This window comes from Streptomyces cavernae, assembly GCF_004023625.1.
GTDB lineage: Bacteria > Actinomycetota > Actinomycetes > Streptomycetales > Streptomycetaceae > Streptomyces > Streptomyces cavernae.
The window spans coordinates 37255-61138 of record NZ_RPDJ01000042.1 but is presented as its reverse complement, the minus strand read 5'-3'; the positions used below and the strand labels follow the sequence as shown (position 1 = coordinate 61138).

Genomic DNA, 23884 nt, shown 5'->3' with positions numbered 1-23884 from the left:
CCGCCGGTAAGCAGTGGAACGCTGAACCGTCCGGCAGCCGCACGCGTACCACCTCACGACGACGCCCGAAATCACGTGCGAGTGAGGAGACCGTCGTGCCGACTTCGTCCGCCCCCGGGGAGCCCCTGCGCAGGAGGCCCCTGGAACCCAGTTACGTGCAGCAGCGCAAGCGCGCCGAGGCGTTGGCGGACCTGCTCAGATCGTCGCGGTTGGTCGGCGACCCGGAGTACGACCCCGACAAGGGCTATGTCCCCGTCGAGGTGGCCAAGGACCGCGGCCGCTCCCCCGAGCAGGCCGAGGACGACACCGAGGTGCTGGAGCCGGTCCGGGACTCCCGGCAGAGCACCGCGCCCCGCGGGAAGGTCGTCGACTACGGCCGCCAGTTGCGGGTGCGCCGGGCCGCCGCGCTGAGCGCGGTGGGGCTGGCGGCACTGGCCGGGTTCGGTGCCGCCGCGTTCCTGTTGCCGCAGGGCGCGGACGACACCCGGCCCGAGGCCCGCCCGTCGGTCTCCGCCTCGGCCTCGGCCCCCGTCCAGAACCCGGTCGCCCCCGATCCGACGACCGCCCCGCCACAGGGCTCCACCGACCCCGACGGCCCGGGGACCCTCCGTCAGGGCAGCCAGGGACCGGCGGTGACGGAGCTCCAGGAACGTTTGCTGCGCATCCCGAACGTCTACGAGAACGGCTCCGTCAACGGCCGCTACGACGCCACACTCACCGACGCCGTGGCCCGCTTCCAGCTCTGGTACGGCATCCGCGGCGACGAGACGGGCGTGTACGGCAACGACACCCGGCGTGACCTGGAGTCGCGGACGACCTTGTGAGTCCCGCCGGGCGGTCGAACCGTCAGCGGCGCGGCAGCAGTGCGGTCGCCGCCGCTCAGGGAGTACCCCGAGGTGTTGCCCGAGGGCCGGAGCCGGGCACCCCAACCGGCCGGGCAGGCCCGAACCGGCGGGCGGGTCGGCCGGGCAGGCATCAGCCCGGCGGGGCAGGCCTCATCCCGGGTGGGGCGCGCGGTCGTCAGACGGGCCGTCCGGTCGCCGACGGAGGCGGTCGGCGGAGGCGGGTCGGGGCGTGGCGACGACCTCGCCGTCCTGTTCGGCGATCAGCAGCGTGTGGCGCTCGGACGCCAGGTACGCGCCGTGGAGATCGATGATGTCCCGTGCCAGCGCGGCACGTAGCCCGTGCCGAAGTCGCGGTAGACGGTGTCGAGCATCACTGCGCGCACACCGTCGAGGTCCTCCGGGGTGGTCGTTCTGATGCGGTATTCATGCGCTTGCACATCATATGCATTAAGCGCGACCGGTCAGCAGTCGGCCAAGGCGAGGCCCCCTAGGAAGCCCGCTTACGCCCCGACGCGGTCTTCTTCGCCGGCGGCTTCCCCGCGGCGTTCTTGCCGGACGCGGTCTTGGACGTGCTCTTGGACGCCGTCTTGGACGCGGTCTTCTTCGCGGTGGACTTGGAGGACTGGCTCGACTTGGCCGCGGTCTTCTTCTCGGTGGTCTTCTTGGCCGCACCGGTCTGCGTGGACTTCTTGCCGCTCACCTGCTTCGGCTCGGCGCGCGCCGCTCTCCGGGCCGACGAAGAACCGACGGCCTCGGCCTGGGCCTCCTCGCCCTCCTCCGCCTCGCCGCGCGACTCCTTGGCAGCCTGGACGCTCTTCTCCAAGGCGGCCATCAGATCGATCACCTTTCCGCGCGGCTCCCCGGCGGGCAGCGCCGGCGGCGCCTGGCCGGCGGCCTTCGCCGCGATCAGCTCCTCCACCGCCTCGCGGTAGTCGTCGTGCAGCTCCTCGATGTCGACCTCGCCGAGCGTGTCCATGAGCGCGTCCGCGAGGTCGAGCTCCTGCTCGCGGACGGTGACATCGGTCGGCGGGTCCGCCGCGTCCGTGGGACGGATCTCGTCCGGCCACAGCAGCCCGTGCATGGCGATCGCGTCCTCGACCACCCGCAGCATCCCCAGCCGCTCCCGCCCGCGCAGCGCGAACTTGGCGATGGCCACCCGCTCGCTGCGCTTGAGCGCCTCGCGCAGCAGGGCGTAGGGCTTGGCGGCCGGGACGCCGTTCGGGGACAGGTAGTACGCCGCGTCCATCTGCAGCGGATCGATCCGGCCGGCCGGCACGAACGCCACGATGTCGATCGTCTTGGCGGTGGGCAGCGGCAGCTGGGCCAGGTCGTCCTCGGTGATCGGGATGATCGAGCCGTCCGCCTCCTCGTACCCCTTGCCGATCTCCTCCGTGGACACCTCGCGGTCCTCCAGCTCACACACCTTGCGGTAGCGGATCCGGCCGCCGTCCTCGGTGTGGATCTGCCGGAAGGAGACCGAGCGGCTCTCGGTGGCGTTGACGAGCTTGATCGGGATGCTGACCAGACCGAAGGAGATGGCGCCGTTCCAGATCGATCGCACAATCCACACCTTTCATCCCGTTTACACCGATTAGGCAGCTTTCACTGTTATTCACGCTATGTGTACTTTCGTGGGATTCTCATCGTATGACGCCAGTCACCGAGGTGGAGGGGCGACGGCTGGCCCTGAGCAACCTGGAGAAGGTCCTGTATCCGGCGACCGGCTTCACCAAGGGCGAGCTGCTGCACTACTACGCGACCACCGCCGAGCCGCTGCTCGCGCACCTCCGCGACCGCCCGCTCTCCTTCCTGCGCTTCCCGGACGGACCCGACGGCCAGCTCTTCTTCGCCAAGAACCCGCCGCCCGGCACCCCCGACTGGGTCGAGACCGCGGAGGTCCCCCGTACGGACGGCCCCACCCGCCAGATCGTGGTCCAGGACATGGCCACCCTGATGTGGGCGGCGAACCTGGTCACGGAGTTCCACACCCCGCAGTGGCGGGCCCAGACCCCCGGCCTCGCCGACCGGCTGGTCCTCGATCTGGACCCGGGCCCACCGGCCACGGTCGTGGACTGCTGCGCGGTGGCGCTCTGGCTGCGCGAACGGCTCGCGGAGGACGGGATCGAGGCGTACGCGAAGACGTCCGGTTCCAAGGGCCTGCACCTGCTGGCCGCCGTGGAGCCGACACCGTCCGACCTGGTCACGGCGTACGCGAAGGAGCTGGCCGTGGCGGCGGAACGCGCCCTGCCGCGGGTCACCCACCGCATGAAGCGCAGCCTGCGCCCGGGGAAGGTGTTCGTCGACTTCAGCCAGAACGCGGCGAAGAAGACCACGGCGACCCCGTACACCCTGCGGGCCCGGCCGGAGCCGACGGTGTCCGCGCCTGTCACCTGGGAGGAGGTGGCCGCCTGCGGCGACCCGGGCACCCTGACCTTCCGGGCCTCGGACATCGCACCGCGGCTACAGGACTACGGAGACCTCCTCGACCCCCTGTTCGACCCCGCTCAGGCGAGGCCGCTGCCGTGAAGGGAACACGCCCCACGAACCGGCACCACACGAACCGGCTCCCCACGAACCGGCACCACCAGAACCGGCTCCCCACGCGCCGACGCCAGCCGAGCCGACCACCCACGGACCCGCCCCGCCCGAACCGGCTCGGCCCACCGGGCGCTACACCCTCAGCCAGGTGTGCCTGTCCCGGGCGATCGCATGCAGGGCCTCCACGTCCGCGGGCTTCAGCGTGCCGCCCAGCCGACCGAGCTGGACGATTTCCTCGGCGCGGAGGATCCGCACCTCACGGGGTGGTGCCGTGACACCGACGTTCGCCGGCCCGGCCAGGGCCAGGACCGGCCGCACCTCCGCCGTCAGCGCGTGCGAGGCCCGGTCGGCGTCGGCGCGCACCCGGCGCAGCAGCGCGTACGGCTCGCCGCGGCCGACCGTGACCATCGGGTCGGCGATCAGCACTCGCTGTTTGCCCGCGTACAGGGCCCGCACGCAGTACAGCCCGCCGGGCCCGATCGCCAGATGGTGGATGCGGTCGCCACCGGGCAGCGGGATCGAGTGCAGGGTGCGCCAGCCCGCGCCCTCGAGCCGGTCCAGCGCCTCACCGACCGCCTGCTCCGCCTCGAGTGCCCGGCGCCGCGGGTCCGGGCGCAGTCGGCGCGTGCGTCCCGGATCGCGGTCGAGGGCGATCATCAGGGCCTCGCCGGGCCGGTTGGGCGCCAGGTCGTCGTCCGGGTGCAGGGTGAGCCGGGCCAGCTCGGCGGGCGTGGGCACCGGGGGCGGGCCGACCGTCACCGAGCCGGTCAGGAAGGGACGGAGCACGTCCAGCACGTCTTCCCGGCGGTCCTCGCTGAGCAGGTTGACGCGGGCCGCCTCGCGGTCATACCAGGCGATGTTCCTCCCGTCCGGCCGGCAGACGTACAGCCGTTCCTGTCCGTGCCGCCAGGTCGGTATGACGCGCAGTCCGTCCATGCACCATCACCCCACGACCATGGGAACAGGCGGGGTGCTCCGCGGGCAAGAAGCCGGTTACCTTTGTGAGCAGTTGAGGGGGAGGCATCGTTGCGGACTCGCAGACAGCCTGAGGTGCCGGCCCCGGACAGTCCGTGGAGCGAGATCGTGCCCGGTCTGTGGATGGGCGGACACGAGTACGCGGACGGATCCGGAGGGCTGGAATTCGCCGTCGTAACGGATGAATTCGACCTGGTCCTGACCTTGCTGAGACTCCCGGGGCACGGCCCGGACCCCGGTGTGGAGCACCATGTCTGGCCGATCCCCGACGGCCCGCTGGACGGTACGCAGCTGGCCGGCGTGATGCGCCTGGCGCGGGCGGCGGCCGACGGGCTCACGGCGGGCCGCCGGGTGCTCGTCCGCTGTTACCACGGGTACAACCGCTCGGGACTGGTGGTCGCGCAGGCACTGATCCACGGGGGCCGCTCGACGGACGAGGCGATCCGGCTGATCCGCACCCGCCGCTCGCCGTGGGCGCTGCACAACGACCTGTTCGTGGAGTACCTGCGGGCGGGACTGAGCACGGCGCGACTGCTGGAGGACCTGTCGGAGTAGGCCCGCCCCGGCACAACAAGCACAGGCACAGGCACAGGCACGGGCACGGGCACGGGCACGGGCACGGGCACGGGCACGGGCACGGGCACGGGCACGGGCACGGGCACGGGCACGGGCACAGGCACAGGCACAGGCACAGGCACAGGCACAGGCACAGGCACAGGCACAGGCACAGGCACAGGCACAGGCACAGGCACAGGCACAAGCACAAGCAAGGCACAGGCACAGGCACAGGCACAGGCACAGGCACAAGCAAGGCACAGGCACAGGCACAGGCACAAGCAAGGCACAGGCACGGGCATGGGCACGGGCACTAGCAAGGCACAGGCCCCGAACAACGGCTGCGCGAAGACACAACCGACCGCGCGGCGACCCGACCGTAACGACGTCAGGCATAACGGGACATAAAGCCCCCACCTTGCTACCTTCCGGGCATGATCCCGCCCGGACAGACAGCGGCCGACCCCGTCCCGGCCGTCCGCCTCCCCCGGCGCCGCGGCATCGAGTTCACCCTGCTGGTCCTGGCCGTGCTGCTGTGCTGGTACGGCTACTGCGCGGTCGGTCTCGCCCGCAGCGGCGCCGTCCCGCCCGGCGCCACCGGGTACGGTGCCGGGCTCGGCGCGCTGGCGTTGCTCGCGCACCTCGCCGTCCGGCTGCGCGCCCCGTACGCCGACCCCCTGCTCCTGCCCATCGCGGTCCTCCTGAACGGTCTCGGCCTGGTGCTGATCCACCGCCTCGACCTCCAGACGCCCCACGACCGTGCGGCCGGCACGCAGCTCGTCTGGTCCACGCTCGGCTTCGCCCTCTTCATCGCGGTGGTGGTCCTGCTGCGCGACCACCGGCTCCTGCGGCGCTACGCGTATGTGTCGGTCGCCGTGGCACTCGTCCTGCTCACCCTGCCGGGGTTCTTCACCGCCGTGAACGGCGCCCGCATCTGGATCCGGATCGCCAGTTTCTCCTTCCAGCCCGGAGAATTCGCCAAGGTCCTGCTGGCGCTGTTCTTCGCCAGCTATCTCGCGGCGAACCGCGGCGCCCTCGCGCACACCGGCCGCCGCCTGTGGCGGATCCAGTTCCCCTCCGGCCGCGTGCTCGGTCCGGTCGTGGCGATCTGGCTGCTGAGCGTGGGGGTGCTGGTCCTGGAGCGCGACCTGGGCACGTCGCTGCTCTTCTTCGGACTGTTCGTGATCATGTTGTACGTCGCCACCGGCCGCACCGGATGGATCGCGGTCGGACTGCTGCTCGCGGTCCTCGGCGCGGTGGTGGTCGGGCGCCTCGAACCGCATGTGCACAGCAGGGTCGAGGACTGGCTGCACCCGTTCGCCTCGATCGACGCGGGTCTCGGCCCCAACCAGCTCTCCCAGTCGCTGTTCGCCTTCGCCGCCGGCGGTGTGCTCGGCAGCGGTCTCGGACTCGGCCACTCCACCCTGATCGGCTTCGCCGCCAAGTCGGACTTCATCCTGGCGACGGCGGGTGAGGAACTGGGCCTGGCAGGCCTGTCCGCGATCTTCCTCCTCTACGCGCTCCTCGTCGAACGCGGCTACCGGGCGGGCCTCGCGCTGCGGGACCCGTTCGGGCGGCTGCTGGCGATCGGGCTGGCCTCGATCGTGGCGCTGCAGGTGTTCGTGATCGCGGGCGGGGTGATGGGGCTCATCCCGCTCACCGGTATGGCGATGCCCTTCCTCGCCCGGGGCGGTTCGTCCGTCGTCACCAACTGGGTCATCGTCGCGCTGCTCGTCCGGATCAGCGACTCGGCGCGGAGCCAGTACGACGCCCCGGCGCCACCATGACGGGGGACGACGCCGTGACGGGGGACGACGCCGTGACGGGGGGCCACGCCATGACGGGGGACGACGCCATGACCCGGTACATCCGCCGGGCGGCGGCGCTGTGTGCCGTACTGCTGATCGCGCTGCTGGTGAACGCGGCCCGCGTCCAGGTCGTCCAGTCCGGCACGTACGAGGAGAACCCGGCCAACCGCCGCACGCTGATCGCCCGGTACGGTCAGCCGCGCGGCGACATCCTGGTCGGGGGGCGGCCGGTCACCGGTTCCAGGGACTCCGGCGAGCAGCTCCGCTACGAACGCACCTACCGTGACGGCCCGCTGTACGCGCCCGTCACGGGTTATGCCTCGCAGGTGTACGGGACGTCGCTGCTGGAGCACGCGGCGGACTCGGTCCTCTCCGGTACCGATCCGCTGCTCGCGCCGCTGCTGCCGGCCTGGAACGACCTGATCCGGTCCCGTACGCCGGGCGGTCACGCGGTGACCACCATCAACGCGGGGGCGCAGCAGGCGGCGTACGAGGGACTGAAGGGCAAGAAGGGCGCCGTGGCCGCGGTCGAACCGGCAACGGGCCGCATCCTGGCGCTGGTGTCGGCGCCCTCGTACGACCCGGCCCGGCTGTCGGGGACGGGCTCGGCCGTCGCCCGGGCGTGGCAGCGGCTCAACGGTGACCCGGACCGGCCGATGCTCAACCGGGCGATCGGCCAGACCTATCCGCCGGGCTCGACGTTCAAGGTGGTGACGGCCGCGGCGGCGCTGGATGCCGGCGTGGTGAGGGATCCGGACGCGCCGACCGACTCACCCGACCCGTACCGGCTGCCGGAGACGGAGGTCCGGCTGACGAACGAGGTGGAGGGCTGCGCGGACGCGTCGCTGCGCCATGCCTTCGCGTGGTCGTGCAACACCTTCTTCGCCCGGCTCGGGGTACAGGTGGGACTGCCCGGGATGACGGCCGCCGCGGCCCGGTTCGGTTTCAACGACGGGCGGCTGCGCGTGCCGTTGCCGGTGGCGCGAAGCGACTTCGACACGCGGATGAACGCCTCTCAGCTCGCCCTCTCCTCGATCGGCCAGTTCAATACCCGTGCGACACCGCTGCAGATGGCGACGGTTGCGGGGGCGGTGGCGGCCGGCGGCTCGGTGCGTTCGCCGTATCTGCTGGAGCGGACCACCAACAGGGCCGGGGACACGGTGGGCCGGGCCGGGCCGCGGGGGTCGCGCCCGGCGATGCGGGTGGCGACCGCCGCGCGGCTGAGGGAGTTGATGGTGGACGCGGTACGGGAGGGCACGGGCGGCAACGCGGCGATCCGCGGGGCGACCGTGGGCGGCAAGACCGGCACGGCCCAGCACGGCCTCGGCAACTCCGGTACGCCGTACGCGTGGTTCATCGCGTGGGCCCAGGCGGACGGCTCACCGCAGCCGGGGGTGGCGGTGGCGGTGGTGGTCGAGGACGCGGACGCGCGGCGGGCGGAGATCAGCGGGGGCGGAACGGCGGCACCGATCGCCCGGGACGTGATGAGGGCGGCGCTCGGCCTGTGAATCCGCAACCCTCGAAGACGCGGAGCATGGCGTCGGGCTCCGCGAGTTCGACGGTGAGGGCGGTGCAGGTGCGTGGCGCCGGTTGTGACGGCGGGCTACGACGGGACGTGCGCGGACCGCGTCGGGCGGACGCTCAGGGACGCGCCCCGGACTCGATCACCTCGGCCACCTCCGCGGCCCGTTCCCGCTCCTCCGCCGCGAAGCGCTCCGCGTCGAGGCGTTCCGCGATCTCCTCGTCCTGGGTCATCAGGAGGTCCAGGTCGGAGTCGCCCATCTCGAGGACGCCCATGTCCACGTAGGCCTCCTGCAGACGCCTCCCCCACAGGCCGATGTCCTTCACACAGGGCACGATCCGGCTGAACAGCAACTTCCTGAAGAGCCGCAGGAACCCGGACTCCTCGCTGAACCGCTCCGCCTCCGCCCTGGGGATCCCGAAGTTCTCCAGGACCTCCACGCCGCGCAGGCGGTCGCGCATCAGGTGGCAGCCCTCGATGACGAATTCCTCGCGTTCGCGGAGCTCGGTGTCGGTGAGCTGCTTGTAGTAGTCGCGCAGCGCCATCCGGCCGAAGGCCACGTGCCGTGCCTCGTCCTGCATGACGTACGCCAGGATCTGCAGGGGCAGCGGCTTGTCCGTGGTGTCGCGGATGGCGCCGAAGGCGGCGAGGGCCAGTCCCTCGATCAGGACCTGCATGCCGAGGTAGGGCATGTCCCAGCGGGAGTCGCGCAGTGTGTCGCCCAGCAGGGACTGGAGGCTGTCATTGATCGGGTAGACCGTGCCGATCTTCTCGTGCAGGAACCGGGTGAAGATCTCCGCGTGTCGCGCCTCGTCCATCGTCTGCGTCGCCGAGTAGAACTTGGCGTCCATGTCGGGGACGGACTCGACGATGCGTGCCGCGCAGATCATGGCGCCCTGCTCACCGTGCAGGAACTGGCTGAACTGCCATGCCGCGTAGTGCCGACGCAGTTCGCCCTTGTCGCGCTCGGTGAGCTTCGCCCAGTACCGGGTCCCGTACAGCGACATCGCCTCGTCGGGCGTGCCCAGCGCGTTGCAGGGGTCGACCTCCAACTCCCAGTCGATGCGCAGTGCGCCGTCCCACTGCTTGTCCTTGCCCTTCTGGTACAGGGCGAGCAGGCGGTCGCGGCCTTCGTCGTACTCCCAGCTGAACCGTGCCGCACCCGCGACGGGCACCTGCCAGAACGGGCCGTCGGGATCCTTGGCGTACAGGTCATGCGTAGACATGTCCGACACGCTCACACGTGCCGGAAGGTCGCGTCAACGAGTGCATGCGCGAGGGATTGACGACCTTGCTGACAGGTAGTCTCATAACAGCTGTGACCCACGGTAACGTGCACGACCTCAGTGACGCGCTCGGTGTCCTCAAGGACCGCGAGTCGGTCGCCCGGCGGTTGCTGGAATCCTCCGCCAGGCACTCCTTCGACCCCGACCGGGAGCTGGACTGGGATGCGCCCTTCGAGGACGGCAAGTGGTTCTGGCCGCCCGAGCTGGTCTCGCTCTACGACACCCCGTTGTGGCGGCGGATGTCCGAGCGGCAGCGCATGGACCTCGCGCGCCACGAGGCGGCCTCGCTGGCCTCGCTCGGCATCTGGTTCGAGATCATCCTGATGCAGCTGCTGGTGCGGCACATCTACGACAAGTCCGTGACCAGCGCGCATGTGCGCTATGCGCTCACCGAGATCGCGGACGAGTGCCGGCACTCGATGATGTTCGCGCGGTTCATCGAGAAGAGCGGCGTGCCCGGGTATCCGGTGTCGCGGCTGCACCACAATCTGGCGCGGGTGCTGAAGACGGTGTCCACGACGCCCGGTTCGTTCGCGTGCACACTGCTCGGTGAGGAGATCCTCGACTGGATGCAGCGGCTGACGTTTCCGGACGAGCGGGTGCAGCCGCTGGTGCGCGGGGTGACGCGGATCCACGTGGTGGAGGAGGCACGGCATGTGCGGTACGCGCGTGAGGAGTTGCGGCGGCAGATGGTGACCGCTCCGCGCTGGGAGCGGGAGCTGACGCGGATCAGCAGCGGGGAGGCGGCCCGGGTCCTCTCCCTCGCCTTCGTCAATCCGCAGGTGTACACGAATGTCGGTCTCGACCGCCGGGAGGCCGTCGCCCAGGTGCGGGCGAGCGGGCACCGGCGCGAGGTGATGCAGACCGGAGCGAAGCGCCTGACCGACTTCCTGGATGACATCGGGGTGTTGCGGGGCGCGGGGCGACGATTGTGGAGGTCTTCCGGGCTGCTGGCGTAGGGCTCCGCCCGGCCACCCGCCGGCCATCCGCCGGCCACCCGCCCTGCCATCCGCCCCGCCACCCCAGGCAGCGGCGCCGCACGGCGATTACGCTGCCCCGTATGACCCCGCAGGCCCCCACACCCGCCTACCGCCGGCTCAGTGTCGAGGAGCGGCGCAGCCAACTGCTCGAGGCCGCGCTCACCCTCTTCGCCCACCGGGCCCCCGAGGAGGTCTCCCTCGACGACGTGGCGGAGGCGGCGGGAGTCTCACGGCCGCTGGTGTACCGGTACTTCCCGGGTGGGAAGCAGCAGCTGTACGAGGCCGCGCTGCGCACCGCCGCCGACGAGCTCGAGCACTGTTTCGCGGAGCCTCCGCAGGGCCCGCTCACCCGCCGGCTCGGCAACGCCCTCGACCGTTATCTCGCCTTCGTCGACGAGCACGACGCCGGGTTCAGCGCCCTGTTGCAGGGCGGGAGCGTGGTGGAGACGTCACGGACCACCGCCATAGTCGACGGGGTGCGGCGGGCGGCCGCCGAGCACATCCTGAGTCACCTCCGCGCCGGCGAGCCGGGCCCCCGGCTCAGGATGACCGTGCGGATGTGGATCAGTGCCGTGGAGGGCGCCTCGTTGATCTGGCTCGACGAGGGAAAGCGGCCGCCCGTCGAGGAGTTGCGGGACTGGCTCGTCGAGCAGTTCGTGGCCAGTCTGCTGGCCACCGCGGGCCGGGACGCGCAGACCGCCGGCGTCGTACGGGCCGCCCTGGTGCTGGAGTCCGCCGACGGTCCCGTCGGCGGACTGGCCCGCCGGGTGCTGCCGGTTGTCGGGGACGCCCGGCATCTGCTGTGACACTGGTCCGGTGAAGAGCGAAGACACCCTGTTCGAAGGCGGCCCCCTCGACGGGCGGGTGCTGCCCGTGCTGCTCGGGCCGACCGGGCATCCGCCGAAGACCTATCGCGTGCCGGTGCCGGACGCGGCCGGGGGTCCGCCGACCGTGCTCGTCTACCGGCGGGTGCAGGCGGGCACGAGCATGGGGGTCCCCCCGGGCAAGCTCAGCCGCGCCTGGGGGAGTCTCGGCCTTCACCAGGGCTGGAAGTACGCGTTCGACCCCGAGGGCGACAAGGGCCGTCGGCTCAAGTGGCCTTGGTCAAAACCCGAGCGTCCGTCCGGCCCCGGCCCGGGCGTTACGCCGGACGCCGGGGCGGATGCCGCCGACGAGTGACCTCCCCGGCCCGCACCGCCGAGCCTCCGCGCACGGTCCGGCCGGACCCGCTAGTCCTCCCCCTGCGGGGCGGAGGGGCCGTCCCGCAGCGGAGGTGATGTCATTGTCGGGAACCCTGCTGCGTCTGGTGTGCACGGCGGCGATGGCGGCCGGTGCTGTCCTCGCCCCCACTCCCGTGGCGGCCGTGCCGAAGCCCGCCGAGCGCTCCGCCGGTGAACTGCTGGCGGACCTCGGGCGGCTGTACCGGGAGGCCGAGCGGGCCACCGAGAGGTACAACGCCACCGAGGAGAGGCTGAGAACGCAGCGGGCCGAGGTCGCCCGCATCGGCCGGCGCCTCGCCAGGGCCCGGATCTCGCTCCACCACAGCCGAGACGCCGCCGGACGGCTCGCCCGCCAGCAGTACCAGGGTGCCGACGACATCACCCCGCTCATGCGTATGTTCCTCGCCGACGACCCACAGCGCGCTCTCGAACAGGGGCATGTGATCCGGCAGTTGGCGCGTGAGCGGGCCGAGACCGTGAACCGGCTCACCGAGGACGAACGCACCACCGCCCGGCTGGCGGTGCGCGCACGGACCGCCCTGGACGGTCAACTCGCCCTCGCCGAACGGCAGAAGAAGTCACGCGACGCGGTACGCGAGCGGCTCGCGGAGGTCGAGAAACTTCTCGCGTCGCTCAACGCCGAACAGCGCGCCGCGGTAGCCGCGTCGGAGCGGCGCGAGGTGGCACGGGCACAGCGGACGATGATCACATCGGGGGTCCTGGGCGGCACGCGCACCCCGTCGCCGGCGGGCGAGGCCGCGGTGCGCTACGCCCTCCGGCAGATCGGCAAACCGTATGTGTGGGGTGCCACGGGCCCCCACGGCTACGACTGTTCGGGACTCACCTCCCGGGCGTGGGCGAACGCCGGGCGGCCGATCCCGCGGACCAGCCAGGCCCAGTGGGCCCGGCTGCGGCGTGTGTCCCTGCACGAACTGCGGCCCGGGGACCTCGTCGTGTACTTCCCCGACGCCACGCACGTGGCCATGTACCTCGGCGGTGGGAAGGTGGTGCAGGCGCCCCGTCCTGGGACCACGGTGACGGTGTCGCCGATCGCGGCCAACCCGGTGCTCGGTGCCGTACGTCCCGACCCGGGCGGGGAGCCCGCGCGGCGGTGAGCCGCCTGGCCGCCGGCGCTCGCGGGCGCGCCCAACTACCCGGTAGCCGCCTGCGCGCCAGACGCCCAAGGGGCGTAGCCGCCCGCGCCCCCAACCTCCCAAGGAGCGTGGGCGCCTCCCGCCAGACCCCCAAGGGGCGTAGCCGCCCGCGCCCCCAACCTCCCAAGGAGCGTGAGCGCCTCCCGCCAGACCCCCAAGGGGCTTGGGCGCCCGAAGAACATCTCCCCGAAGGATCCTGTAACACCTTTCCGACCATCGACCAAGAAGAGGTGTAGGCCGGCCCGGAGCCGGGGCGGCCTCCCGGGCGGAGCGTCCGCCCGGCCGGTGATCCGGGTGAAAGCAGAGGGAGCGATCGCGTGCACTTAGTAAGGGATCCTGCCGCGTTCGAGGAGTTCTACCGACGTCATGTCGACGGCGTGACGCGGTTCGTGGCGCGGCGGATCACCGATCCGCATCTGGTCGCCGACGTCACCGCCGAGGTGTTCTTGGCGATGCTCGACTCGGCGGACACCTACCGCCCGGGCCGCGGGAGCGAGACGGCCTGGCTGTACGGCATAGCGCGCAACGCCGTATCGGCCGAGTGGCGACGGGCCGCCCGCGAGTCGCGGGCCAACGCCCGTGTCGCCGGGCGCCGGCTCCTCGAGCCGGACGACGTCGTCCGGCTCGAGGAGCGCATCGACGCCGAGGCCGCCGCACGGCGCCACCGTGAGGCGCTCGCCGGGCTCCCGGAGGGCGAGCGGGCGGTCCTCGAACTCGTCGTCGTGGACCAGCTGACCGTCTCGGAAGCCGCGAAGGCTCTCGGCATAGGCCCGGTCGCGGCACGGGTGCGGCTGCACCGCGCCCGCAAGACCCTGCGCGCGGCGGCCAAGCGCGCAGAGCAGCAGGGCGGGTTGCCGGGTTCTGAAGTCACATCAATTTCGTATATGAGGGGAAACGCGTGAACACGATGTTCGAAGACCGACTGCTGAACGAACTCAAGGGTGAGGTGGCGCTGCGGGCGGCCGAGGACGGCCCCGTACCCTCCACGGCCCGCCGTGTGGTTACCCCGGGCCGCGTGGGCATCGCTCTGGCCACCTGCGGTGTGGCGGCGGCCGCCGTCGTCGCCATGCCGGGTGCGGGGACCACGCCCGCGTACGCGGTCGAGAAGAACTCCGACGGCACTGTCACTCTCAAGCTGGATGACATCGTTCTCAGCGGGCCCGAGCAGCAGGACCTGGTGCGCAAGCTGGAGGAGGCGGGTGTCAACACCCAGGTGAACCAGGTGCCGAGCAAGATGCGGTGCGCCGTTCCCGAGGCCCAACTGCTGGCCCAGATCGTCGGGATCGACCCCGCCGCGGTGGACGAGCCGGCGGGTCCGCCGACGGAGAAGGCGAAGAAGTGGAAGAAGACCCTGAAGCAGGGCGACACGTTGAGGATCGACAACTACGCCGCAGAGGGCGCCAGCCCCGCCGGCTTCGCCTACTCCCTCTTCAAGGGCAAGATCTCCCCCTGCAAGCTGGAGCCGAACACCTGATCAGGACGGGACATCAGGGCGGGAGTACGACCGACAATCACCGGCAACGCCGACCGGACCGCCGGTCAGGCACAGGTCAGGCGCCGGCGACCGAAGCTGGATAAGCCGTGGTCTTCTCCGGCCCGGAGAAGTCGACCCTCGACCCCACAAGCTCTCTACTGGCGGTTTCTCGCCAACGAGGCGGCCAGTAGAGAGCCGTGGGCCTGTGGGCCGTGAGGCCGACCGTGCGGCTCTCGCCGCAGACGAGTTGGGATCACCCTGCGAGTACGCCGTCTGGGCCCGTGTTGTACGTCAGCGAGTGCGGTGGCTTCTGTGTGAGCCGCCGCTGCGCTTTGCTCCAGTCGAAAACCCCGGACCGAGGTTGGTCTCCGGACCGGGAATTACTCCGGCCGCGACGAGAGCGGATCGTGGGCCCTGAGCACGTCGGCCACGGGGTCCGGAAGCGGCCGTCCCGGGTCTTGCCGCCCTTGGGAACACCGAGCTGACAGCGGCAAACAGCCGACATTCAGGGCACTTTCGGCTGCCGAGCAACCTGAAGCGACTTCTCACACTGTTCACAGATGGCACGTGAGGGTCCCCCTCGGTGCCGCAAGAAGTGCACGGCCGTCCCGACCAGACGCAGAAAGAGCACTCATGACCAGACACCACCCCCGGGCCTTACGGCGTTCGGCGATCATCGCCGCCGCCGCCTTCACAGTCGCCGCCGCCGGAACCGTCGTGGCGCCCGGCGCGGGAGCGGCGCCCCAGGCGGGTACGCCGAAGCTCAACCTGATCGCCTCTTCCTCCTCGGTGACCCTCAGCCCATGGCGAGGTGAGCGGGGGGTCTACCTGAACCTCGGCACCTACATCACGGTCGACGGTGGACCGCTGGAAATGAAGGTGACACGCAAGTCCTACGACGACCCCGTCGTCGCGTCGCAGGTGATCCGCTCCGGTAGCCGGACGGTGACCAAGACCCTGCCCGAGGGCCTGGTGAAGGACTTCTCCGGCCTGCCGAACTTCCTCGAGGTCAGCCTCAGCGACGCGTCGGGCGCGAAGGTGGCCGACACCACGCAGTCGTTCTGCCCGAACGACCGGGCGGGCCGGATCCGGCCGGACGCCCCGACCACCTCGAAGTACCCCTCGGTCTGCGCCAGCAACCCGTTCGCGCTCGGTGGGGTATGGGGTGTCGAGAAGGGCTGGGCGGCAGCCACGTCCCCGGGGTTCCGTGATGAGGACGCGCTCGACCTGCCCGCCGGCGTCTACACCGCGAAGGTATCGGTGGCGAAGAAGTACCGCGACCTGTTCGGTATGCCGAACGAGACCCAGACCATCAAGGTGACGATCCGCGGGCAGGACTCCGGCGAGGGCCGGGGTCTGGCCGGCGTCCAGCGCGGGCAGGAGAACGAGTCGAAGAACCCGAAGCCGGCCGCCCGCCGTCCGTCCGGCAAGGCAGAGGTACCGCCCAACGCGCCCAAGCCCGACCTGCGTGCCCTTCCGGCGTTCGGCATCTCCATAACCGACGGAGGAGAGGGCGACGGCGAAACGGTCCCGAAGAAGGATTACCTCGCCTTCGGCGCCACCGTCTGGAACGGCGGCGCCTCGCCGCTGGTCGTGGACGGGTTCCGCCGTGCCGGCCAGGAGAAGATGGACGCGTACCAGTACTTCTACGACGCCAAGGGCACGCAGGTCGGGTACACGCCCGCCGGCACGATGGAGTGGGACGCCCGGGACCTCCACGACCACTGGCACTTCACCGACTTCGCCAGCTACCGGCTGGTCGGCGCGGACAAAAAGGAGATAGTCCGCAGCGGCAAGGAGGCGTTCTGCCTGGCCAACACCGACGCCATCGACTACACGGTGAAGAACGCCAACTGGCACCCGGAAAGCACCGACCTCGAAAGCGCCTGCGGTGAGGAGACCTCCGTCTCCGTGCGCGAGGTGCTCGACATCGGCAGCGGCGACACCTACGAGCAGTCCCGGCCCGGCCAGTCCTTCGATGTCACGGATCTGCCGAACGGCACCTACTACATCCAGGTCATCGCCAACCCCGACAACCGGCTCAAGGAGGAGAGCACGGCCAACAACGTCACGTACCGCAAGGTCGTCCTCGGCGGCACGCCGGGGGCCCGCACGGTGACCGTGCCGAAGTACGGCATGGTCGACGCTCCCTGATCACCCGGCGGGCGGAGGCATACGCCTCCGCCCGCATACGACAAGCCCGGCCGGACCGACAGCGGCCGGCGGCACCCTCACTGTCAGGGGCACCGGGCCGTCTGTGGGCCGTCCGAAGGCGGCCGACTACTACAGACGGCAGACAACGACAGACGACGCCAGGCAACGACAGCCGGATCGCAGGTCAGGGGCCCGTCAGGCGCCGGCCACCGAGGCGAGATAGACCTCCGTCTTCTCCGGCTCAGAGAAACCAGCCCACGACCCTACAGGGCTTCTACCAGCGTGTTATCCCCAACTGGCAGTGCCGCATCGAGCCGTGGGCCGTCTGTGGGCCGTCCTACCAGTCAGCTCAGCCCCAGGAGCGCGGGAGTGGTCCCAGTAACAGAGCACGCGGGGACACCACGAAGGAGTGGCCAGACGAACACACTCCCAGCTGGCGCTTCGAGCGCCCCCAAGCCAGCCGTGGACGCCCGAGGGCCTTACAGGAAACCTGGAGAACTCCAGTCCGAAGGGGCGAAAGGCTGAATATGCGAAAAGAGCTGGCAAGTTCACTGGCGTTGCTGGCCACCGCCGCCGCTCTGGCGGCATCTCTCTCAACGCCCGCTCAGGCGTCGTCATACCGCGACTGCTCGTACCCTTATGTGTGCCTGTACAACGGCGCCTATGACAGCGGGAGCAAGCTCGTTCAGTACAAGGACACCTACCTTCAGACCCTTTCGAACGATCGGAAGGACAAGGCGGATTCCGTCGTCAATACACGCAACGACGACTCGGTTTGGCTGATCGACACCCGTAGCCAGTCCAACAGCCGCTACCTCTGCATCCCGGCAAATACGCAGGTCAACCTCGGGGACTATGCCCTCAGCGGCAAGGGCACTTGGGCCAATGATGTTGACGCCATCCGCATCTGGAGCGACAACGGCCTGTGTAGCGGGACGCCGCACGTCACCCAGGGGATCATCCGTTGAGGCCAACCAGATGCCTCAAGCCAGCCTGAGAACCACACCTCATAGGGTCACGACGCCCATCGGCGATCTCGCCGTGGAGGCCGCACTGAGCGCGGCCCCACCGCCGGCGTCCTACGGTTCCGAACCATCAGGCCACCTCCGAGATGGACACCTTCGAGATTCCGTGTATTACAGCCTCACCCGGGAGGACTGGGACACAGTCAGAGATGGACTGGCCACCCAGCTTGGCATGAAGTGAGGTGCGCGGCGTCGATCGCACAAGCAAGAGGAGCACCAGGGGGCCTGGTGCCGTCCACCCCTAGTACTCCGGCTGTAGATCGTGATCTTGCTGGTGAGGGCCGGTGCGGGGACGGGTACGGCCACCGTTGATCATCGTGAGTTGTGTGGACAAACGACGAGACGGTGGCCGCAGGTCACAGCATAGATCCCGCCCGTTGGCGGGAGGCGTTCGAGGTGGCCATGGGACGGATCGCGAGCCGCTTCGCCCGGTACGAACCCCGTCTGCGGGCCGGGCGGTTGGTACTGGGACTGCTGTCGGACCTGCCTCGCAAAAACTGCTGGACCATCGCGGAGTGGGCCCGGAGAGGCCAGCCCGCACGGCATGCAGCATCTGCTGTCCCGGGCCGTCTGGGACGCCGATGCCGTCCGGGACGACGTGCGCGAATACGTCGTCGAGCACCTGAACGACGAGGCCGCGGTGCTGGTCGTCGACGAGACCGGCGACGTGAAGAAAGGCACCCACACCGTCGCCGTCCAGCGCCAGTACACCGGCACCGCCGGCAGGATCGAGAACTCCCAGGTCGCGGTCTACCTCGTCTACGCGGGCGCGCGCGGACACGCGGCGGTGGACCGGGAGCTGTATATCCCGCGCTCCTGGACGAGCGACCCGGACCGCTGCCAGGCCGCAGGGCTCGGCGAGGACACCGCCTTCGCGACCAAGCCGGAACTGGCCCGCACGATGATCGAGCGGTTCCTGGATGCCGGTCACCACGTCGACTGGGTCACCGGGGACGAGGTCTACGGCGGCAACCCAAAACTCCGCACGGCTCTGCAGGAGCGCAGCATCGGCTATGCCCTCGCGGTGGCCTGCTCGGCCGAAGTCTCCACCGGCGCGGGGAAGTTCCGCGCGGATGCCCTGGCAACGAAGCTGCCGAAACGGGCCTGGCAGAAGCGCTCGGCCGGACGCGGCGCGAAGGGGCACCGCTTCTACGACTGGGCGGTCATCGACCTGGCCGACCCCGGCCCGGGCCACCACCAACTGCTGATCCGCCGCAACCGTGCCACCGGCGAACTCGCCTACTACCGCTGCTTCTCTGCCCCGGCCGGTGCCGCTGACCGAGATGCTGCGGGTCGCCGGATCCAGATGGCGGGTGGAAGAGACCTTCCAGACAGGGAAGGGGCTGGCCGGACTCGACGAGCACCAAGTCCGCTGCTACCCCTCCTGGAGCCGCTGGGTCACCCTCGCCATGCTCGCCCACGCCTTCCTCGCCGTCGTTCGTGCCGACGAACACACCCGCCATCCCGGACCGACCGACCTGGTCTTGCTGTCCTGCAACGAGATCCAGCGCCTGTTCATCAGACTCGTCGTCCAGCCGGTCCACGACGCAGCCCACCGGCTCGGCTGGTCCGACTGGCGACGCCGCCATCAAGCCCGGTCCCGCACCAGTCATTACCGGCGGCAAGCCGCATCCCGGACATGAATGTCCCGTGCCATTGAACCTTGAGCGTGCCAGTCAAATGTGATGACCTCAAGCGCGCTGAATGATCAGCCCTGCGGATCCTGCGGCTTGATCTCGACCTCGTGCAAACTCTGGTCCCTGAGCTCGGCGCGTGCCTCCGTGCGATGGCCGCGGGCGATGTAGTCCCTTACTACCAGCTCAGCATCGAGACTGACGTTGATCTTGGCCACGGTGCTCCCCTTCGTCGCGTTGCATCCGGACCTTAACCGCTCAAGGAATCGATGACACGCAACAACGAAGATCACGATCTACAGCTGGAGTAATCGTGATCTTCATGGCCGGCTGAGGCTTGTCGCTGGTAGTGGCTGGTGCGTGATCGTGCCTGGTGACGACGCCGCCAGGCCGACCAGCCGAGCCGGTGTGTAACGTCGTGGACGCGCCAGGCGAGGGCGACGAGGGTCATCACGCCTGCGATCGCGCCCCGACGCGGCTGGGTCACGGGTTAGTTCCGAGGGTGGTCATTCGCCGAACCGGCGACAGCGCGATCGGGATCCACACACAGGCCAGGAACGAGGCCGAGGCTCCCAGGGCCCACCGGATACCGCTGGCCGTAGCCAGAGCACCAGCTGTTGCGGCGCCAAGCGCGACAGCGCCGGTGAAGAGCACACGCATGGTGCCGTTGACACGGGCCATGAGGCTGGCAGGGGTGACTTGCTGCCGGAAAGTCATCATCAGGACGGAGTCGAAGCCGACTTTGAGCATGACCAGCGCCCACCCGACAGCTGCAAGGGAGCCGGGCACAGGTTGGCCGAGCAGAGGGATGGCGATAGCCAGTGGTGCGACCGCGATCCCGACGAGCAGGACCGCTCGACCTGCGCCGAGCTTGTCGGCCAGCCTGACGGCTGTCATGGCGCCAATCAGGCCGCCGACACCTCCAGCGCCGAGGAATATCCCTAGATTCCCCTCACTCCATCCGAGCTCGGTCAGTACGAGCACTGGGAGCAGCGTCATCACTCCGGCGATGCCAATGTTGACCATGGAGCCGGCGATCACCACGGTGCGTAGGACAGGCTGGCGGGCGACGAACCCGACGCCCTCGCCGATCTCGTGTAGTAGATGCCGTCGAGGGGCATCACTGGCCGGACGCTCGCGCGTGGTGAGTGTGGACAACCACCCCGCGGACCACAGGTATCCCGCGGCCATGACGAGCAGCACCATGGGTGCGGCCAGCAGTCCGGCCGCCCACCCGGCCAACGGTGGACCTGCGATGACTGCTGCCTGGGTGATCGTGGCCAAGCGCGCGTTGGTGCGCGCGAGCAGGGCACCAGGAGCCAGATCCTTGACGAAGCTCTGGGCGCCCAGGTCGAAGAACACCGTCGCCACGCCCTGAACCACCACGACTGCCAGCAGGTGGGTCATCGTCAAACGCCAGAACCACGCAGCAACAGGCACGGTGATCAGCGCGGCCGCCCGCACCAAGTCCGCGCCGATCATGACCGGACGGCGCCGCACCCGGTCCAGCCACGCGCCGACCGGCAATCCAAGGATCACGAAGGGCAACGTCAGCGCGGTCTGCAACAGCGACGTCCCTTCTGCCCCCGCGTGCAGCACGGTGACCGCCGTCAACGGAACGGCCGCCTGACCGATCTGGGCACCCCACAACGCAACCCCGGACGCCGTGAGATACCGAGTGCGCTCCCGTGGAGCGGTTGCCGGTTCCGTCGCGATGGTCTCAGTCATGGCAGGCAGCGTCCGGGAACTCATCACGCTTCTCAATGGATTCACGTTAGAGTGAATGCTCATGACGCCCACGCTCACCCTGTCCTTGGGTACGGCTGATCTGAGCCAACTACGCTGGGCCGTCTCGCCAGCCTGGGAGCTGCTGGCATCCATCAGGACACTGACCCAGCCGGCAAGCCACGCGATCCACATGCCATGGCTGTCCGATCACCGCCACGACCCGCTCCTCACCAGACCTGGGACGGCCGCAGCGCGCGACCTCACCGCCGGACCCCCGAGCCACCTTCCCGGGTTCCTTGCGCCCACCCCGCTCTCACCCCTGGCTGCGCTCGACGACGAACTCGACCAGGTGCGCCGCACCCCGTCCGATGTCGTCCGCCGTGACCTGGCCGCAGTCTTCGGTGGCGACCTGCCGGCCAGCTTGGCACCGATGCTGCGCGCGCCCCGACGCGAAATGGAAACGATCGTTGGTGACCTACGTCGGTACTGGCAGCGCACCCTGGCTCCGACCTGGCCGAGGATCCGAGCCCTGCTCGAGTCCGATATCCACCACCGGGCTCGCTCCCTGACTGAGCGCGGACCTGCCGCGATGTTTGCCGACATTCACGCCGACCTCGCCTTCGATCAGGCCACCGGAACTCTACGGATCGCCAACCGACAGGCAGACCTTCTCGATCCGCGTCGCTCACTAGAGGGGCGCGGCTTGGTCCTGGTACCGTCGGCGTTCGCGTGGCCAACGCTCTACGTCAAGACATCGGCGCCTTGGGTCCCCGTGATCCGCTACCCCGTCCGTGGCATCGGAACCCTGTGGGAATCACGCGCCGACACCGCCGACTTGGCCCCAGTGCTCGGCGCCACCCGAGCCATGCTCCTCAACCTCCTTGAAACCCCAGCCAGCACCCTGGAGCTCGCCAACCGAACCGGACTGGCCCCTGGCGGTGTATCCGCACAGCTGCACAAGCTCGCCCAAGCCGGCCTCGTAGCGCCCCACCGAACAGGACGAATCGTGCTCTACGCCAGAACAGCCAGAGGCGAAGCCCTGCACCGCTGAGACAGGCCATGAAGATCACGATCTACAGCTGGAGTACTAGAAGGCCCCCTGTATGGCATTCCCGGTGGGGGGCCGGTTGCCCTCCCCGGATTGCCGTCCTCGTCGCGGCTGGTCACCGAGTACGGCATGGCCACGTGGTCAGAGGTCTTCACAGCTCTCCGTACCCGCGGCCCACAAGAGCTGATCGCCACGGTGCGAAAGGTCGAAGCCACCGACTCCACAGGGCGATGGTGGCCGCGCTACAAGGGAGATGATGCCACCGATGCTGGGGCAGCTAATCGCAGCCGATATCTTGAATAGGCTTGACGACATTCTGGATCAGGATCTGCGCGGATGGTCAGGCGTGAGCGGATCAAATTTTGCGCTCCCCGAAGTCGCTGCCCCTGCATCGTCTGGTGCTGCGAATGCAGGGCCTCCTAGCGCATAATCTCGCGATTACTGAGCCAGGATCCACCGGCTTGATGCCCGTGGATGGCTCACCCAGAAACGAAGAAGTGCCTTGCGACCTTCCGATGATGGGGTTTCTCTAAGGGGCCCTTTCACTATGAGCGCCCGATCAGGTCGCGTGGTCTGGTGCCGTGCATCGCAAGGCGCCGGAAGGTCCTCGTAGCGGAGCTACTAGGACCTTTTGGCAACGCGGCGATGGGGGTGCCCCCTGCTCGAGCGCAGCCGAGAGCTTGGGGGAGCGGTGCCAGACCACGCGACCCGGGCCGGCATAGTGAAAGGACCCCTAAGGGCTCGCCGATAAATAATTCGTCGGCGAGCATCGCTCCTGAGCTGCGGTGTCAAGACCTGGAGCACGCAAGTTATTTCCCGGCAAGCCCTAAGACCGCATCAGGCATGATCGGCAAGGCACTTCCGATATGCAATCTTCCCATGCCGCGGCGGCGGTCTCATCCGCGTTCGATGATCCGAACCTGATGGTGTACGGCGGGCTGGGGCTGGTGGTGCGGCTGGCCGAGCGGTGCGGTCTGCCCGCGCTGGTCGGGGAGACGGACCCTAGTACGGCTGAAGGGGTTGGACTATCCGTTGTGTGCTTCGAGCTCGGTTGCCAGCGTCTGTTGGGTGGCCGCCCACGACGCCAGGAGCGCCAAATTGTCAGCGGTCGGCGTGCCCGCGGGTGCGGTGTAGACGTTGAGGTGCAGGCCGGGTTCGGCGGGCAGTTCCAGGGACTCGACGTCCAAGTCGAGCCGGCCCACGATCGGATGGTGCACCCGCTTGCGTCCGGACCGGTGCAGCCGCACGTCCTGAGATGCCCACCGCTGCCGGAATAGCTCACTGCACGTTGACAGTTCGCCGACCAGGGCGATCAGCTCCTCGTCGTGCGGATTGCGGCCGGCTTCCATGCGTAGCTTCGCGGCCGCGTCACCGGCAACTTGGTCGTAGTCGACAAAGAAATCTCTGGCTGCCGCGGGGTTGAGATAGACGAACCGCGCTGTGTTCGCTGGCCGTCGCGGGTGGGCCAGCACCGGTGAAAACAGCGCGCGGGCGAGTTGATTCATGGCGAGCACGTCATAACGGCCGTTACAGATCCAGGCCGGCGCATCAGAGATCGCGTCGAGCACCTGTTGTAGTGTCGAGCGCACCGTCACGGCAGACCTGCGCCGGCGTGGGCCGCTGGGCGCCCTGGATTGGCGCGCGAGGTGGAACAGGTGGTCGCGCTCGGCCTCGTCGAGTTGCAAGGCAGAGGCCAACGCGTCGAGCACGCCGTCGGAGGCACCGGCGAGGCTGCCGCGCTCCATGCGCACGTAGTAGTCGACTGACACCCCCGCCAGTAGCGCTACCTCCTCGCGGCGCAGACCTTTGACCCGACGGTTGCCGCCGTATGCGGGCAGGCCCGCCTGCTCGGGTGTGATGCGGGCGCGACGCGAGCTGAGAAACTCCCGGATCTCGGTGCGTAGATCCATCGTGGCCATTCCCTCACCGTACGCCCGT

Annotated in this window: 20 protein-coding genes and 2 pseudogenes; 15 read left to right on the top strand and 7 right to left on the bottom strand. The window is 69.5% G+C overall.

Annotated elements, in window-relative coordinates; genetic code table 11:
• Positions 1–95: 95 nt before the first annotated feature.
• Positions 96–824 (top strand): peptidoglycan-binding domain-containing protein, encoded by a 729-nt coding sequence (locus EF387_RS38280; protein WP_238431933.1) that lies wholly within the window; start codon positions 96–98, stop codon positions 822–824.
• Between the two features lie 249 nt (positions 825–1073).
• Here the strand turns inward: EF387_RS38280 and EF387_RS38275 are convergent.
• Positions 1074–1216 (bottom strand): annotated as a pseudogene (locus tag EF387_RS38275) (GNAT family N-acetyltransferase); the annotation flags it as partial.
• A 116-nt stretch (positions 1217–1332) separates the two neighbouring features.
• Positions 1333–2406 (bottom strand): non-homologous end joining protein Ku, encoded by a 1074-nt coding sequence (ku, locus tag EF387_RS38270; RefSeq protein WP_128381214.1) that lies wholly within the window; start codon positions 2404–2406, stop codon positions 1333–1335.
• 86 nt (positions 2407–2492) lie between these two features.
• On the opposite strand from ku, the gene ligD reads away from it, so the two are divergent.
• A complete protein-coding gene (gene ligD / locus EF387_RS38265) occupies positions 2493–3371 on the top strand; it encodes a non-homologous end-joining DNA ligase (protein ID WP_128381213.1) in 879 nt (292 codons plus the stop codon).
• A gap of 144 nt (positions 3372–3515) precedes the next feature.
• On the opposite strand, the gene EF387_RS38260 is transcribed toward ligD, so the two are convergent.
• Positions 3516–4319 carry a nuclease-related domain-containing protein gene (locus EF387_RS38260; RefSeq protein WP_128381212.1) on the bottom strand — a complete coding sequence of 268 codons (804 nt, stop codon included), beginning with the start codon at positions 4317–4319 and terminating at the stop codon, positions 3516–3518.
• Positions 4320–4409: 90 nt separating this feature from the next.
• Between EF387_RS38260 and EF387_RS38255 the strand changes: the two genes are divergently transcribed.
• The 3 genes from EF387_RS38255 (at position 4410) to EF387_RS38235 (ending at position 8229) form a co-directional block, all read left to right on the top strand.
• The gene (locus EF387_RS38255; protein WP_128381211.1) at positions 4410–4913 is read left to right on the top strand and encodes a protein-tyrosine phosphatase family protein; all 504 of its coding nucleotides are present in this window, start codon (positions 4410–4412) and stop codon (positions 4911–4913) included.
• 434 nt (positions 4914–5347) lie between these two features.
• Positions 5348–6700, top strand: coding sequence for an FtsW/RodA/SpoVE family cell cycle protein (locus EF387_RS38245; protein WP_128381210.1), 1353 nt, complete (start codon positions 5348–5350; stop codon positions 6698–6700).
• 68 nt (positions 6701–6768) lie between these two features.
• Complete coding sequence (locus tag EF387_RS38235; RefSeq protein WP_128381239.1) at positions 6769–8229, top strand: penicillin-binding transpeptidase domain-containing protein; 1461 nt, start codon at positions 6769–6771, stop codon at positions 8227–8229.
• A gap of 133 nt (positions 8230–8362) precedes the next feature.
• Here the strand turns inward: EF387_RS38235 and EF387_RS38230 are convergent, their stop codons facing one another.
• Positions 8363–9469, bottom strand: a complete 1107-nt coding sequence (locus EF387_RS38230; RefSeq protein ID WP_128381209.1) for a ferritin-like domain-containing protein — start codon at positions 9467–9469, stop codon at positions 8363–8365.
• Positions 9470–9561: 92 nt separating this feature from the next.
• Between EF387_RS38230 and EF387_RS38225 the strand changes: the two genes are divergently transcribed.
• The 9 genes and pseudogenes from EF387_RS38225 to EF387_RS38185 all read left to right on the top strand — a co-directional run bounded on the left by EF387_RS38225 (position 9562) and on the right by EF387_RS38185 (position 19179).
• Positions 9562–10488 carry an AurF N-oxygenase family protein gene (locus EF387_RS38225; protein WP_202918495.1) on the top strand — a complete coding sequence of 309 codons (927 nt, stop codon included), beginning with the start codon at positions 9562–9564 and terminating at the stop codon, positions 10486–10488.
• Positions 10489–10589: 101 nt separating this feature from the next.
• Positions 10590–11315, top strand: a complete 726-nt coding sequence (locus EF387_RS38220; protein ID WP_128381207.1) for a TetR/AcrR family transcriptional regulator — start codon at positions 10590–10592, stop codon at positions 11313–11315.
• A 10-nt stretch (positions 11316–11325) separates the two neighbouring features.
• Positions 11326–11688 carry a hypothetical protein gene (locus EF387_RS38215; RefSeq protein WP_128381206.1) on the top strand — a complete coding sequence of 121 codons (363 nt, stop codon included), beginning with the start codon at positions 11326–11328 and terminating at the stop codon, positions 11686–11688.
• A 103-nt stretch (positions 11689–11791) separates the two neighbouring features.
• Positions 11792–12844, top strand: a complete 1053-nt coding sequence (locus tag EF387_RS38210) for a C40 family peptidase (RefSeq protein WP_128381205.1) — start codon at positions 11792–11794, stop codon at positions 12842–12844.
• Positions 12845–13200: 356 nt separating this feature from the next.
• Positions 13201–13785 carry an RNA polymerase sigma factor gene (locus tag EF387_RS38205; protein WP_128381204.1) on the top strand — a complete coding sequence of 195 codons (585 nt, stop codon included), beginning with the start codon at positions 13201–13203 and terminating at the stop codon, positions 13783–13785.
• A complete protein-coding gene (locus EF387_RS38200) occupies positions 13782–14357 on the top strand; it encodes a hypothetical protein (RefSeq protein ID WP_128381203.1) in 576 nt (191 codons plus the stop codon). Before EF387_RS38205 ends, EF387_RS38200 begins: the two co-directional genes overlap by 4 nt.
• 633 nt (positions 14358–14990) lie before the next feature.
• The gene (locus EF387_RS38195; RefSeq protein WP_128381202.1) at positions 14991–16511 is read left to right on the top strand and encodes a lysyl oxidase family protein; all 1521 of its coding nucleotides are present in this window, start codon (positions 14991–14993) and stop codon (positions 16509–16511) included.
• A gap of 527 nt (positions 16512–17038) precedes the next feature.
• Positions 17039–17479 (top strand): peptidase inhibitor family I36 protein, encoded by a 441-nt coding sequence (locus EF387_RS38190; protein ID WP_238431932.1) that lies wholly within the window; start codon positions 17039–17041, stop codon positions 17477–17479.
• A 459-nt stretch (positions 17480–17938) separates the two neighbouring features.
• Positions 17939–19179 (top strand): annotated as a pseudogene (locus EF387_RS38185) (IS701 family transposase).
• Between the two features lie 65 nt (positions 19180–19244).
• Here the strand turns inward: EF387_RS38185 and EF387_RS38180 are convergent.
• Together EF387_RS38180 and EF387_RS38170 are read right to left on the bottom strand one after the other, a co-directional pair.
• Positions 19245–19388: a DUF2191 domain-containing protein gene (locus EF387_RS38180; RefSeq protein ID WP_420802670.1), complete on the bottom strand. Its 144-nt coding sequence runs from the start codon at positions 19386–19388 to the stop codon at positions 19245–19247.
• A 265-nt stretch (positions 19389–19653) separates the two neighbouring features.
• Positions 19654–20898, bottom strand: a complete 1245-nt coding sequence (locus tag EF387_RS38170; protein ID WP_162467281.1) for an MFS transporter — start codon at positions 20896–20898, stop codon at positions 19654–19656.
• 61 nt (positions 20899–20959) lie between these two features.
• Here EF387_RS38170 and EF387_RS38165 point away from each other — a divergent pair, with 61 nt between their 5' ends.
• Entirely contained in the window at positions 20960–21949 is a 990-nt protein-coding gene (locus EF387_RS38165; RefSeq protein ID WP_128381198.1) for a DUF5937 family protein, read from the top strand.
• Positions 21950–22971: 1022 nt separating this feature from the next.
• Here EF387_RS38165 and EF387_RS38155 read toward each other — a convergent pair.
• Positions 22972–23865 carry a helix-turn-helix transcriptional regulator gene (locus tag EF387_RS38155; protein ID WP_128381197.1) on the bottom strand — a complete coding sequence of 298 codons (894 nt, stop codon included), beginning with the start codon at positions 23863–23865 and terminating at the stop codon, positions 22972–22974.
• Between the last annotated feature and the right edge of the window lie 19 nt (positions 23866–23884).

What these genes read in the sequence shown, in the direction of transcription:
- ligD (WP_128381213.1), top strand. Translation starts at nt 2,493, where the DNA reads ATGACGCCAGTCACCGAGGTGGAGGGGCGACGGCTGGCCCTGAGCAAC.
- EF387_RS38260 (WP_128381212.1), bottom strand. Translation starts at nt 4,319, where the DNA reads ATGGACGGACTGCGCGTCATACCGACCTGGCGGCACGGACAGGAACGG.
- EF387_RS38245 (WP_128381210.1), top strand. Translation starts at nt 5,348, where the DNA reads ATGATCCCGCCCGGACAGACAGCGGCCGACCCCGTCCCGGCCGTCCGC.
- EF387_RS38235 (WP_128381239.1), top strand. Translation starts at nt 6,769, where the DNA reads ATGACCCGGTACATCCGCCGGGCGGCGGCGCTGTGTGCCGTACTGCTG.
- EF387_RS38230 (WP_128381209.1), bottom strand. Translation starts at nt 9,469, where the DNA reads ATGTCTACGCATGACCTGTACGCCAAGGATCCCGACGGCCCGTTCTGG.
- EF387_RS38220 (WP_128381207.1), top strand. Translation starts at nt 10,590, where the DNA reads ATGACCCCGCAGGCCCCCACACCCGCCTACCGCCGGCTCAGTGTCGAG.
- EF387_RS38195 (WP_128381202.1), top strand. Translation starts at nt 14,991, where the DNA reads ATGACCAGACACCACCCCCGGGCCTTACGGCGTTCGGCGATCATCGCC.
- EF387_RS38190 (WP_238431932.1), top strand. Translation starts at nt 17,039, where the DNA reads ATGCGAAAAGAGCTGGCAAGTTCACTGGCGTTGCTGGCCACCGCCGCC.
- EF387_RS38170 (WP_162467281.1), bottom strand. Translation starts at nt 20,898, where the DNA reads ATGACTGAGACCATCGCGACGGAACCGGCAACCGCTCCACGGGAGCGC.
- EF387_RS38165 (WP_128381198.1), top strand. Translation starts at nt 20,960, where the DNA reads ATGACGCCCACGCTCACCCTGTCCTTGGGTACGGCTGATCTGAGCCAA.
- EF387_RS38155 (WP_128381197.1), bottom strand. Translation starts at nt 23,865, where the DNA reads ATGGCCACGATGGATCTACGCACCGAGATCCGGGAGTTTCTCAGCTCG.